Annotated in this window: 13 protein-coding genes; 8 read left to right on the plus strand and 5 right to left on the minus strand. The window is 70.4% G+C overall.

Annotated features, from left to right (window positions below):
• Positions 1–6: 6 nt before the first annotated feature.
• Positions 7–1,377 (minus strand): AarF/ABC1/UbiB kinase family protein, encoded by a 1,371-nt coding sequence (locus KCH87_RS10665; RefSeq protein ID WP_210585727.1) that lies wholly within the window; start codon positions 1,375–1,377, stop codon positions 7–9.
• Positions 1,370–2,584: a ThiF family adenylyltransferase gene (locus KCH87_RS10670; RefSeq protein WP_210585728.1), complete on the minus strand. Its 1,215-nt coding sequence runs from the start codon at positions 2,582–2,584 to the stop codon at positions 1,370–1,372. The genes KCH87_RS10665 and KCH87_RS10670 overlap by 8 nt, the downstream gene beginning before the upstream one ends.
• 228 nt (positions 2,585–2,812) lie before the next feature.
• On the opposite strand from KCH87_RS10670, the gene KCH87_RS10675 reads away from it, so the two are divergent.
• The 4 genes from KCH87_RS10675 to KCH87_RS10690 all read left to right on the plus strand — a co-directional run bounded on the left by KCH87_RS10675 (position 2,813) and on the right by KCH87_RS10690 (position 6,742).
• Positions 2,813–3,409, plus strand: coding sequence for a M48 family metallopeptidase (locus KCH87_RS10675; protein WP_210585729.1), 597 nt, complete (start codon positions 2,813–2,815; stop codon positions 3,407–3,409).
• A 138-nt stretch (positions 3,410–3,547) separates the two neighbouring features.
• Positions 3,548–5,278, plus strand: coding sequence for a TerD family protein (locus tag KCH87_RS10680; protein WP_210585730.1), 1,731 nt, complete (start codon positions 3,548–3,550; stop codon positions 5,276–5,278).
• 11 nt (positions 5,279–5,289) lie between these two features.
• Complete coding sequence (locus KCH87_RS10685) at positions 5,290–5,970, plus strand: AIM24 family protein (protein WP_210585731.1); 681 nt, start codon at positions 5,290–5,292, stop codon at positions 5,968–5,970.
• A gap of 16 nt (positions 5,971–5,986) precedes the next feature.
• Positions 5,987–6,742, plus strand: a complete 756-nt coding sequence (locus KCH87_RS10690) for an AIM24 family protein (protein WP_210585732.1) — start codon at positions 5,987–5,989, stop codon at positions 6,740–6,742.
• A 62-nt stretch (positions 6,743–6,804) separates the two neighbouring features.
• Here KCH87_RS10690 and KCH87_RS10695 read toward each other — a convergent pair whose 3' ends face one another.
• A complete protein-coding gene (locus KCH87_RS10695; protein ID WP_210585733.1) occupies positions 6,805–7,326 on the minus strand; it encodes an NUDIX hydrolase in 522 nt (173 codons plus the stop codon).
• A complete protein-coding gene (locus KCH87_RS10700) occupies positions 7,323–8,741 on the minus strand; it encodes a zinc-dependent metalloprotease (protein WP_210585734.1) in 1,419 nt (472 codons plus the stop codon). Before KCH87_RS10700 ends, KCH87_RS10695 begins: the two co-directional genes overlap by 4 nt.
• A 191-nt stretch (positions 8,742–8,932) precedes the next feature.
• Here KCH87_RS10700 and KCH87_RS10705 point away from each other — a divergent pair, with 191 nt between their 5' ends.
• The 4 genes from KCH87_RS10705 (at position 8,933) to KCH87_RS10720 (ending at position 12,069) form a co-directional block, all read left to right on the plus strand.
• Positions 8,933–10,048 carry an SDR family oxidoreductase gene (locus KCH87_RS10705; RefSeq protein WP_210585735.1) on the plus strand — a complete coding sequence of 372 codons (1,116 nt, stop codon included), beginning with the start codon at positions 8,933–8,935 and terminating at the stop codon, positions 10,046–10,048.
• A gap of 105 nt (positions 10,049–10,153) precedes the next feature.
• Positions 10,154–10,615, plus strand: coding sequence for a molybdenum cofactor biosynthesis protein MoaE (locus tag KCH87_RS10710; protein ID WP_210585736.1), 462 nt, complete (start codon positions 10,154–10,156; stop codon positions 10,613–10,615).
• A 127-nt stretch (positions 10,616–10,742) separates the two neighbouring features.
• Positions 10,743–10,907: a hypothetical protein gene (locus tag KCH87_RS10715; RefSeq protein WP_210585737.1), complete on the plus strand. Its 165-nt coding sequence runs from the start codon at positions 10,743–10,745 to the stop codon at positions 10,905–10,907.
• 67 nt (positions 10,908–10,974) lie between these two features.
• The gene (locus tag KCH87_RS10720; protein WP_210585738.1) at positions 10,975–12,069 is read left to right on the plus strand and encodes a PDZ domain-containing protein; all 1,095 of its coding nucleotides are present in this window, start codon (positions 10,975–10,977) and stop codon (positions 12,067–12,069) included.
• Between the two features lie 9 nt (positions 12,070–12,078).
• On the opposite strand, the gene KCH87_RS10725 is transcribed toward KCH87_RS10720, so the two are convergent.
• Positions 12,079–12,621, minus strand: coding sequence for a PPA1309 family protein (locus tag KCH87_RS10725; protein WP_210585739.1), 543 nt, complete (start codon positions 12,619–12,621; stop codon positions 12,079–12,081).
• Positions 12,622–12,641 lie beyond the last annotated feature (20 nt).

A 12,641-nucleotide genomic window follows, 5' to 3' on the forward strand; every position in this document is an offset into this window, starting at 1 on the left:
GCCGGCTCACGCCTCCGCAGCCGACTCCCCCTCGTCCAGAACCTCCTCCGGCACAAACCCCGGCAGCCACTCCTCCAGCTCCTCGCGCAGTCGTACCGTCGCGCCCAGCTGGCACAGCACACCGATCGTGCTGAGGGTCACACGGTGTATCAGGAGGTACGCCGGAGGCAGGTTGAGCTGCTTGCCCAGCTGGTATGCGGGGGAGCGGGGGTCGGCGACCCGGGCTGCCTGGCTGCGCATCCAGCCGCGGGCGAAGGTGAATTCATCGACGCGGGCGGGCTCGATGATCGGGAGGAGATAGTCGAGGACTGCGTCGGGGTCCAGCTCTATCGTTTCCTTGACGAAGCCCTCCGTGCACAGGAGTTCGTAGACCGCCTCCGCCTCGCCGTCGAGGGTCATGCGCAGCGAGTCGCCGATGGGGGTCGGCAGTCCGCCCGGGAGGCGGTCGACCGTGCCGAAGTCCAGCACACCCAGACGCCAGTCGTCCTTGCCGTCCGGGCTGCCGGGCAGGAGACGGAAATTACCCGGGTGCGGGTCGGCGTGCAGGAGGCCGGTGCGGGCGGGGCCGGAGAAGAGGAAACGGGCCAGCAGCTGGCCGGCGCGGTCGCGCTGGTCCTGGGTGCCGTCCGAGATGATCTCCGACAGCGGGACGCCGTCGATCCACTCGGTGATCAGGACCTGCTCGCGCTGGTGGACCACACCGGGCACCACGAAGTCCGGGTCGTCCGCGAACTCGTCGGCGTGGGCCTGCTGAGCCTGCGCCTCCAGGTCGTAGTCCAGTTCCTCCGAGACCCGGTCGCGCAGCTCCGCGATGAGGGGCTTGATGTCCATCCCCGGGATGAGCGGGCCCAACAGGCGGGCGAAACGGCTCAGTTGGTTCAGATCGGACAGCAGGGCTTCACCGGCGCCCGGGTACTGCACCTTGACCGCCACCTCGCGGCCGTCATGCCACACTCCCCGATGCACCTGACCGATCGACGCTGCCGCGGCGGGCTTGTCCTCGAACTCGAGGAACAGATCGTGCCAGTCCTCGCCGAGCCGCTCCGTGAGCACGGTGTGCACGGTGCGTGTCGGCATCGGCGGGGCCGCGTCCTGGAGCTTGGTCAGCGCCGCCCGGTAGGGGCCGGCGACTTCCTCGGGCAGCGCGGACTCGAAGACGGACATGGCCTGCCCGAACTTCATCGCCCCGCCTTTCAGCTCGCCGAGGACCTTGAACAACTGCTCCGCGGTGCGCTGTTGCAGTTCGCGGCCGACGATCTCCGCGGACTCGCCGACGATCCGCTTGCCGAGTCCCCAGGTGGCCCGCCCGGCGAAGCCGAGCGGGAGCGCGGCGAGCTTGGCGGTCCGGGTGACCGCCTTCCGGGGAAGATCAGACATGCGCCCTCCAGGTCCCAGCCAGCCGCGCCGCGTGTGTCGTACGGCGTAACTCCTTCGACGGTCGTTGCTCTGCCATTGTCTCGTGTGACTCCTCGTCCTCCGAGGAGTGTTCCCCTTTAGCTTTCTCCGCGGCGCCGCACCGGCATGCGGGATGGGCCCAGATCGGGCGCGCATGCCAGTGGAGGCCGGGCAGGGAGACCTCCCAGCGGGCCCCGGCGCTCGACGGCAGGTGGCCGTCCAGAAAGGCAAGCGCATGTGTGGCCGCGAGCCCGGCGACCGTGGAGGCCAGCGCCAGATCACAGGGTCCCACCTGCCGTTGTTTCCCCGAGCGCCACTGGGCCACCAGGCGCGGCCAGGCCGGATCCCGGTCCGTGCGCCCCTCGTGCAGACAGCCCGCGCAGCTCGTCTCCCCGGGCACGACGAGGGGGCCGACCACGCCGGTTACCTCCACGACTCCGGCGTAAAGATGGGGCGTACCGGAGGTGATCAGCGGATCGGCGGTGTCGGGGACGGGCGCGTGCACGCCGACGTCGTCCCGGGGAGCGAGGACGACCAGTGAGAAGCCCGGGTCGCCGTCCTCGAGCGGGGACTGCGGGCCGCGGCGTGGCGGGCGGTCCGGTGCCGCCCGGCGTACGGCCCGGCGCGCCGCATCGGCCCTGCGCTCGCCGACCGACTCGGCCGGCAGCCCACCCGGCGCGACGTCCCACGGCTCGACGAGACCGCCGTCGAGCACGTCCACCTCGCCGACGCCGGCGCCCGCCAGCAGAGAGGCCAGGACCGCTCCCACCCGGCCCGCGCCCCGCACCTGGACGCGCAGGGAGCGGCGGGCCGCCAGTTGCCGTATCGCGTCGCCCGGTCCGGAGGTGGTCAGGGTCAGGGAGGCCAGATCGGGGCGCAGCCGGTCGACGACCTCCTTCTTCCCGCGCAGCTCGTCGGCGGCCGGGCCGCCGCCCTTTGCGTCGTCGATGAGGCCGGCCCGCGCCAGCCGCTCCACCAACTCGTCGACATGACCGTCCGGAAGATCCATCCGCCGCCCCTCTTCGCGCAGCAGCGGAAGCCCTCGCGTGCCGTTGAGCAGATCGAGAAAGCTTCCCGTCGCCGTGTCCATCGGCCCCAGCGTCATCGCGTGCGCGGGGGTCATCCCGAACTGCACGGTGTTGAGGTCACGCCAGCCGCGCCTGAGCGCGGGCTTCACCCTCGGATGCATGTCAGGCCCCCGTAGCCCCGTGAAAGATCCCCGTACGTCCCCGTTCGTCGATGGAACGGTCAGTGATCCGCCGACGAGTGCCAGCATGCCCGCCCCCGCCGCCGGGCGCCGAAAGTTATCCACAGGTCGTGGATATTCGTCGTACAAATCAGACGCGCGGTGGGGGGATCGGAACCGAACCGTCCCGGAGTCGGGACTTCCCCTATGTGCAGCGGGTAACGTCGGGGCGTGTCCGCCGACCCACTGCACCGCGCCGGAACTCCACAGCGCAGCACGACGAGCCCGCCGCCGAGCGGCCCGGGGGCGAGCGCGATCGAGGTGCGCCGGAGCGCCCGTCGACGCAGGACGGTCTCCGCGTATCGCGAGGGCGATCGCACCGTCGTGCTCATCCCTGCCCGGATGTCCGAGGCGGAGGAGCAGCGCTGGGTGAACGTCATGCTCGACAAGCTCGCCGCTCAGGAGAGCAAGCGACAACTCGGCGACGCCGAACTGGCCGAGCGCGCCGAACGGCTGTCGGAGCAGTACTTCGACGGCCGGGCCCGCCCCACCTCCGTACGCTGGGTCACCAACCAGAACACGCGCTGGGGTTCGTGCACCCCCGCCGAGGGCAGCATCCGGCTCTCGCACCGTCTACAGGGCATGCCGGAGTACGTCATCGACTACGTCCTGCTCCATGAGCTCGCGCATCTGCTCGTGCCCGGACACGGGCCCCGGTTCTGGCGCCTGCTGGACGCGTATCCGCGGACCGAGCGGGCCCGCGGCTACCTCGAAGGCGTGGTCGCCGCCGACCGCCTGCCCCATCTCCCCGGCGCGCGCAGCGAGTGACCGCTCCGGACCGCGGAGCCCGAAGCGCCGTCGAGGGATGGTTGTGTACCGGGTCTGTACCGACTTCGTCCGGTGTCCGAGTTTGCAGTTAGCCTGACGCGACGCACTTGCATTCGGGATGGGGGACGGTCGTTACGCATGGCCAGGGAATTCCAACGCGGCCACAAGGCCAGGATCAGTGATCTCACCGCGGGCACGGATCTGTACGTAGGTGTGCAGATCTCGGGCCCCGGGTTGACCTTCGACATCAGCTGCTTCGGCCTCGACGCCGAGGAACGGCTCTCGGACGACTCCTACTTCGTCTTCTTCAACCAGCCGAAGTCACCCGAGGAGTCCATCCAGCTGCTGGGGGAGCAGGCCGGCGACACGGAGTCCTTCCGGGTCACGCTCGACCGGATCCCGCCGCAGATCCAGAAGCTGTCCTTCACAGCGACGCTCGACGGCGCCGGGCAGCTGTCGCAGATCGCTCCCGGATACATCCGTATCGTCGCCGGCGGCGAGGAAGTGGCCCGGTACTCCTTCAACGGCTCGGAGTTCTCCACCGAACGGGCCGTGATGCTGGGCGACTTCTACCTGAAGGACGTCTGGCGGTTCGCCGCGGTCGGTCAGGGCTTCGACGGTGGCCTCGATGCGCTGCTGAAGAACTTCGGTGGCGAGGTCCTCGAAGAGGAGACGCCCGAGCCGCCGCAGCAGGCCCAGGCCGGCGCCGCTCCCGGTTTCGCCCCGCCCGCGCAGGCCTCCGCGCCGCCCGCCTTCGGCGCACCGTCCGCCCCAGCACCGGCCCCTGCGCCACCGGCGCCGCAGCCCGCGCAGGGCTTCGCGCCCCCGCCCGGAACGACCCCGCCGGCAGCAACGCCGCCACCGCCCCCGGCGCCCGCACCCTCCGTGCACGCAGCGCCCACCATCATCGCCCCCATGACACCGCCCGGCGGCGGCCAGGTGCCACCCCCGGGCCCCGCCCCCGCGCCCTACGGCCAGCCCCCCGGCCAGCAGCAGCCGCCGTACGGCCAGGCCCCCGGCCAGACCGCCCCGCTGCCGCCCGGCTACGGGCAGCCCCAGGCGCCGCAGGCACCCCAGGCCCCGACGCCTCCGCCGGGCTACGGTCAGCCGACCCCGCCTCCGGGCTACGGTCAGCAACCGCAGTTCGGCCAGGTCCCCGGACAGCAGGCGGCCCCCTACGGCGGCGCCCCGCAGGGAACGCCGCAGGCCCCCGGCGTGACCGCCGCGCTCCAGCAGTTCAAGGAGACGCCCACCGGACAGCGCTGGACGCAGCAGAACAAGAAGATGGTCCGCGTCGACCTCGGCGTCGGCGGGCAGCCCGTGCTGGCCCGGCAGGGCAGCATGGTGCTCTACCAGGGCAAGGTCGACTTCAGCTACAAGGGCGCGGGCTTCGCCGGCCGTATCGCGGGCAACGCGACCGGCCAGGAGATGCAGCTGATGCGCTGCACCGGCCAGGGCCAGGTGTTCCTCGCCGAGAACTCCACGATGCTGCACCCCATCGAGCTCCAGGGCGACGGCATCTGCGTCTCCGCAGAGAACGTCCTCGCCTTCGACGAGGGCCTTCAGTACGAGGTCCGCCGTGTCGAGGGGCACGGCATCCCCGGAGGCGCGCTGTTCACGATGCAGTTCACCGGCACCGGCACGATCATCGTGAAGACCCACGGCACGCCTGTGGTCCTCCCGGTCACGCCCACGACGTTCGCCGACGCCAACGCCGTGGTCGCCTGGTCCTCCGCCGCCCAGGTGATCGTCTCCAGCCAGGTGCGGATGCGCCGCAACGCCTACCCCGGCGACACCGGAGAGAGCGTCAACCTCCAGTTCCGGGCCGCTCCCGGCAACTTCATCGTCGTCCAGCCGTACGAGATCTGAGGGAGCCCGTCATGAACCAGCCGCTCGCGGGCTACGCTCCCGCACCGGTCACCGCCCGCATGGAGAACCACGGCAACCACATGCTGAAGGTCGCCATGCAGACCGGAAACGACCTCCTCGCGCGCGTGGGGTCGATGGTCGCCTACGAAGGGTTCGTCCAGTACGAGCCCAACCCGCCCGCCGTCCGTCAGATCGCCCGCGACTGGGCGACCGGCGAGGGCGCGCCCCTGATGAAGTGCTCCGGCGACGGCCTGCTCTACCTCGCCGACTACGGCGCCAACGTCGTCGTGATCAACCTCAACGGCGACGGGATCTCCGTGAACGCCACCAACCTGCTCGCCTTCGACGCCCACCTCACCTGGGGCGTCGAGCGGGTCAAGGGGCTGGCGAAGTTCGCCGGGCAGGGCCTGTGGAACACCAGGATCACCGGGCAGGGCTGGGTCGCGCTGACCTCCCGGGGCAAGCCGATCGTCGTCGACTGCGGCGGTGGCGAGGACGAGACGTACGTCGACCCGGACGCACTCGTCGCCTGGTCCCCGAACCTCAAGGTGAAGGGCAAGCGCAGCTTCAAGGCGCAGTCGCTCATCGGCCGGGGCAGCGGTGAGGCCTTCCAGATGGCCTTCTCCGGCCAGGGCATCGTCGTCGTCCAGCCCAGCGAGGACAGCACCGACCGTCTCCGGGTCCGGGGCTGAGGGGGAGCACCACACCATGCAGAGTCCGCTTTTCGCCTACACCGACCAGCAGACCCAGGAACGCTGGAGCCTCCAGAACAAGCAGATGCTCCGCGTCGCCCTGGAGGGCCACGACGACCTCCTCGCCCGCAAGGGCACGATGGTCGCCTACCAGGGCCTTGTCGAGTTCGACGCCGAGTACCAGAGCCGCGGTCAGGGACGCGCGCGTGCGCACACGGGCGAGGGCCTGGACCTGATGCGCTGCCACGGGCAGGGCACGGTCTACCTCGCCAACCTCAAGCAGCACGTCCATGTGATGGACGTGGAGCAGGACGGGCTGACCGTCGACAGCAGCTACGTCCTCGCCATGGACTCCACGCTGCATCACGAGGTCATCGCCGTCGACAGCCTCTACGGCATCTCCGGCTCCGGGAAGTACCAGCTCAACATCTCCGGCCGCGGCAGGGTCGCCCTGATGACCTCGGGCGCCCCGCTGATGATGCAGGTGACACCCGACAAATACGTCAACTGCGATGCCGACGCCATCGTCGCCTGGTCGACCGGCCTGCGCGTGCAGATGCAGTCCCAGACGCACTCCTCCGGGATCTGGCGACGCCGCGGCAACACGGGTGAGGGCTGGGAGCTCAGCTTCATGGGCAGCGGCTACGCACTCGTCCAGCCCAGCGAGCTGCTGCCGCCGCAGAACGCCCAGATCGGCTCGGGCGCCGCCGCTCAGTTCGGCATGGGACAGCACGGGGCGCGGGGACAGAACCAGGGCAACGTCTGGAGTTGACGGTCCAGGAAGCAAACGTAAGGGGCGACCGCCCGGGCGGTCGCCCCTTACGCGTCCCCAGCTCACAGCCTGGCGCGGGTCGCTTTCAACAGCCGTACGACCGACTCGTCCGCCACGGTCGCCACCTCGTCGTAGCCGAACCAGCGCAGGTCGAGCGACTCGTCGCTGATCGCCTCCACGGCTCCGGCCGGAGCGAGCGCCGCGTACTGGACGTCGAAGTGGCAGTGGCACGGCGGCGGGATCGGATGCCGGTCCAGGCACACCGGGCCGCCCGGCAGCAGCGTCAGCCCTGCGACACCGGACTCCTCGGTCGCCTCGCGCAGGGCGGCGGCCTGGAGAGAGATGTCCTGCGGCTCGCAGTGGCCGCCCATCTGCAGCCACATGCGCATCTTCTTGTGGAGCGTCAGCAGCACGCGCTCGCGCGACGGGTCGATCACCAGGGCGCTCGCCGTGATGTGCCCGTCCTCGCAGGCCTTCCACATGCCGTCCGGATACGCCTCCAGATGGTCCAGATAGGTCCGGCGCAGCTCTTCCTGGTCCTCGTAGCCCTTCAGTACGAGGACCGCGTCGTCATACAGGCTCACTCGGTGTCGTCGTCCTCGCCCTTGTCCCGCTTCTTGAGGTCGGGCTTGTCCGCGGCCTCGCCGAGCATCTTGTCCAGCTCGGAGAAGTCCAGCTGCTCGCGGTGCACGAAGCCGTCCGGGTCGTCCAGGTCGGAGGCGGTGGGGAGCATGTCCGGGTGGGCCCACAGGCCGTCACGGCCGTCGACACCGCGCGCGTCCGTGAGCGAGGCCCACAGACGGGAGGCGTCGCGCAGGCGCCGGGGGCGCAGCTCGAGGCCGATCAGCGTGGCGAACGTCTGCTCGGCCGGACCACCCGAGGCACGGCGGCGGCGCAGGGTCTCGCGCAGCGCGTCGGCGGACGACAGACGCGGTTTCGCGGCCGCGTGCACCACTGCGTCGACCCAGCCCTCGACGAGCGCGAGAGCCGTCTCCAGACGGGCCAGGGCTGCCTTCTGCTCGGGCGTGTCCTCCGGCTGGAACATGCCCTGCTGGAGGGCGTCCTGCAGCTGCTCGGGGTTCTGCGGGTCGAACTGACCGACCACGTCCTCCAACTTCGCCGTGTCGACCTTGATCCCGCGCGCGTACCCGTCGACCGCGCCGAACAGGTGCGAGCGCAGCCACGGCACATGCGCGAAGAGGCGCTGGTGGGCGGCCTCGCGCAGAGCGAGATACAGCCGCACCTCCTCCTTGGGCACGCCCAGGTCCTTGCCGAACGCCTCGATGTTCACCGGCAGCAGCGCGGCCTTGCCGGCCGGGCCGAGCGGCAGGCCGATGTCCGTCGAGCCGACGACCTCGCCCGCGAGCACGCCCACGGCCTGCCCGATCTGCGTGCCGAACATGGCGCCGCCCATGGAACGCATCATGCCGATCAGCGGGCCGGCCATGGCCTGCATCTCCTCCGGCAGGACGTCGCCCATGGCCGCGCCGACGCGCTCGGCGACCGGGTCGACGAGCTCCGTCCACGCGGGCAGGGTCGCCTCGACCCACTCCGCGCGGCTCCACGCCACGGCGGTGCCCGCGCCGGACGGCAGCGATGTCGCGTCGTCCAGCCACAGGTCGGCCAGGCGGACGGCCTCCTGGACCGCGGTGCGCTCGGCGGGGCCGACGCTCGCGTCCTTCGTGCCGTCCGACGTGCCCTGGGAGACCGTCTGGCGGGCGATCTGTTTGGCCATGTCCCAGTTCACCGGCCCGCCCTCGTACGAGAGCATCTGGCCGAGCTGCTGGAACGCGGCGCCCAGGTCGGTGGGGTTCAGCGAGCCGAACATGGCAGCGAACGGATTGTCCGCACCGGCGCCTGCGGCACCGGGCAGCCCGCCGAAACCGAACGGGTTGGCCGGGCCCTGACCACCACCGCTCTGCTGGTCCTTCTTCTTGCCCTCGTCGCCGTCGTCCGGCTCCTCCGGCGGAAGGCCGAATCCGAATGGGGTGTCACTCACGGGATTCCTCGGCTGTTAAGGCCACCGGTTGGCTCCGGCGGCGCGACTGCCCGATAACACCACCCAGCGTAGACACCCGCGGCCGTTCGGGCCTCGGTGCTCCGCCGACTCTTGGCCTGCGGCAGGATGGATGCACCTGGTACGCACGCGTCGCTCGCGTTCGTACTGAAGACAACCGCTGGAGACGCCCGGTGAGTTCCCCAGATCCACAGGTTCGCGCAGCGCGAAACCACTCAACCCCGCCCGCCCCCGCCGTGCGCGGGCCCGTCGTCGCGGTCACCGGCGCCGCTTCCGGCGTCGGCGCGCTGCTCACGGAGCGGCTCGCCGCGTCCGGAGAGATCAAGCAGGTCATTGCCATCGACGAGCGGCGCGGCGAGTGCGCGGCCGCGCAGTGGCACATCCTCGACGTGCGGGATCCGGCGATCGCGGACAAGTTGCGGGGCGCGGACGTGGTGGTGCATCTGGCGCTCGACCTGGATCTGGAGACCGATGCCGCGGCCCGTACGGCGTACAACGTACGGGGGACACAGACCGTGCTGACCGCGGCTGCGGCGGCCGGTGTGCACCGGGTGGTGCTGTGCACGTCCGCGATGGTCTACGGGGCGCTGCCGGACAACGAGCTGCCGTTGGCCGAGGACGCGGAGCTGCGGGCCACGGCTGAGGCGACCGGGGTCGGGGATCTGCTGGAGATCGAGCGGCTCGCGCGGCGGGCTCCGCGGGCGCATCCGGGACTCAATGTCACCGTCGTACGGCCGGCCGTGCTGGTCGGGGGTACCGACACCGCGCTGACCAGGTATTTCGAGTCGCCTCGGCTGCTTGTCGTGGCCGGTTCCCGGCCCGCTTGGCAGTTCTGTCATGTCGAGGATCTGTGCAGTGCGCTCGAGTACGCCGTTCTGGAGAAGGTCGACGGGGAACTGTCCGTCGGGTGTGACGGATGGCTGGAGCAGGAGGAGGTCGAGGAGCTGAGCGGGATCCGGCGGATGGAGCTGCCGTCCGCCGTCGCGCTGGGGGCGGCCGCCCGGCTGCACCGGATCGGGCTCACGCCGTCTCCGGCGGGGGATCTGGCGTACACGATGTATCCGTGGGTGGTGAGCGGGAGCCGGCTGCACGACGCCGGGTGGCGGCCGCAGTGGACGAACGAGGAGGTGCTGGCGGAGCTGTTGGAGGAGGCTGCCGGACGGCACACGGTTGCCGGGCGGCGGCTGGGCCGGAAGGACGCGACCGCGGCGGGGGCCGCGGGGGCGACGGTGGCGCTGCTGGGTGCGGCGGCTGTGGTGCGGCGGGCCCGGAAGGCCCGGCGGCGTTGAGGAGAACCCCAACGGGAGCCCTGTAGGAGGCTCCCAACCGGTACGCGCGCGTGCCTGGTGAAAGTTCCATTCCGGGTTGTCGGTGGCGTGCGGCACGATAGAGGCATGGCACCCACGAACGATCACCCTGGTGAGCAGGCCGCGCACGATCCGATCAAGCTGATCGCCATCCGGGAGACGGCCCTCTCCCTCGACGAGGTGTTCCGGGCCGTCGGGGACGACGCGGCCGGTGGCACCGCCCTGTTCGTGGGGACCGTGAGGAATCACGACGGGGGTGCCGATGTCGACGAGCTCGGGTACTCGTGTCATCCCAGTGCCGAGGCCGAGATGCGGCGGATCGCCGAGAAGGTCGTCGCCGGGTATCCGGTGCGGGCGCTTGCGGCCGTGCATCGAGTCGGGGACCTCAAGGTGGGGGACCTTGCCGTCGTCGTCGCCGTGTCCTGCCCGCATCGGGGTGAGGCTTTCGAGGCCTGCCGGAAGCTCATCGACGACCTCAAGCACGAAGTGCCGATCTGGAAGCGCCAGAAGTTCTCGGACGGTGCCGAGGAATGGGTCGGCGCCTGCTGACCGACCCGACCAATCCCTCGCCTTCTTCCGGTTGCGTAACCTGCCCCCCGGCATGAGCGTTGTCACGGCAGATGGTTAATCTGCTGATCAGTCAGTTGCGGTCGCTCATCGGGGACGGGAGGACGGCATGGCGGCGCTCGCCTGGTTGCTGATTCCGCTTATGGCTGCGATCGGCGCCGGTCTGTGGGGCAGTTGGGCCAACCGGACCCGGAAGGCGCGGAGCGACGGGCCCGAGCTCGACGGGTACGCGCGTTTCCGCGAGGCCATGGAGAAGCCCCGAACCCATACGTGACGGGGGCGGCCGCCCGGACGGACGGCCCTGACGGTCCGCTGACAGGAGCGTCCCGTACTGTCGTTCCATGCCACGCCGCACTGCGACGATGCTCGCCTCCACCCTGATACTGATCGCGCTCCTGTGCGCGGGAGTCTTCATCACCGTGCCGTATGCGGAGATGTCACCGGGGCCGACGGTGAACACGCTCGGGGACCACGACGGTGAGCCCGTGCTACAGATCGACGGGCGCAAGACGTACGCGACAAGCGGGCATCTGAACATGACCACCGTCCGGGTCACCAGCGCCGACTACCGGATGAACCTCGTCGAGGCCGTCTACGGCTGGCTCGCGCACGACAACAAGATCGTGCCGCACGACACGCTCTACCCGGACGGCAAGACCGAGGAGCAGTCGACCCAGGAGAACGCCGAGGAGTTCAGCCAGTCCCAGGAGAGCGCCAAGGTCGCCGCCCTGAAGGCGCTGGACGTCCCGGTGCAGTCCTGGGTGATCGTCTCGACCGTCCTCAAGGACTCCCCGGCCGAGGGCAAGCTGCACGCCGGCGATGTGATCAAGGCGGTCGACGGTACGACCGTGAAGAAGCCCGAGGACGTCGCCGAACTGGTGACGAAGCACAAGGCCGGTGAGGACGTCGACTTCACCATCGTGCCCGCCGCGGAGCAGGCGGCCGCCGAGAAGGAGCAGCGGGCGACGACCAAGACCGACAAGGTCACGATCACGACCACGAATTCCGACGACACCGGCGAGAACCGTGCCATCGTCGGGATCTCCGCCGGGACCGACCACACGTTCCCGTTCACGATCGACATCAAGCTCGCCGACGTCGGCGGACCGAGCGCCGGTCTGATGTTCGCGCTCGGCATCTACGACAAGCTCACGCCGGGCAGCCTGACCGGCGGGTCGTTCGTCGCCGGCACCGGCACCATCGACGACGCCGGCAAGGTCGGCCCGATCGGCGGCATCGAGATGAAGACGGTCGGTGCGCGCGAGAAGGGCGCCCAGTACTTCCTGACGCCCGCCGACAACTGCGCGGCCGCCGCCGACGACACCCCCAAGGGCCTCACCCTGGTCAAGGTGAACACCATCGACGACGCCCTCGGCGCCCTCAAGGACATCCGCGGCGGCGACACCGCCGACCTGCCGAAGTGCAGCACGAAGTAGCCGACCGAGCTACTCCTCGAACGTCGCCGCCAGCGCCTGAGCCAGCCCCGGCACCAGTTGGGATCCCGTCAGGACATCCGTCGGGGAGTCCTTCTCGCGCAGCCGCAGGGCCGCGTCGCGGGTGCCGTCCCGCAGCACCGCGACCGTCATACGGACCTCCTGGCGGTCCGGATGGTCGGCGACCCACTGAGCGAGCTTCTTCTCGCCGAGGCCTTCCGGAACGGATGCTTCCGCGGACGGCGGCAGCATCAGGCGTTCCACGGTGAGCGCACAGCCGACCACCGCGTCGGGCCAGGCGATGGTGCCGAGGAACTCGTCGAGCTGCTTGCCCGTTGGAATCTCGTCCTGCTCGATCGGGGTGAGACCGGTGGCCTCGGGTTCGTCCTGTAGGCCGAGCCGGTCCGCGAGCGAGGGCTGTTCGGCCCGCAGCCGGGCGGTGTCGACGAGGGCGAAGAGGCGCGCGGGCTGGTCCCAGCCGAGGCCGGAAACGTACTCGTCGATCTCGAGTACGGCCCGGGTCAGAGGGCTCGCTGCCATGGGAGTGTTGGACATGGTCACAATCCTGCCTCGTT

The organism is Streptomyces sp. GESEQ-35 (genome assembly GCF_017948485.1).
Lineage (GTDB): Bacteria > Actinomycetota > Actinomycetes > Streptomycetales > Streptomycetaceae > Streptomyces.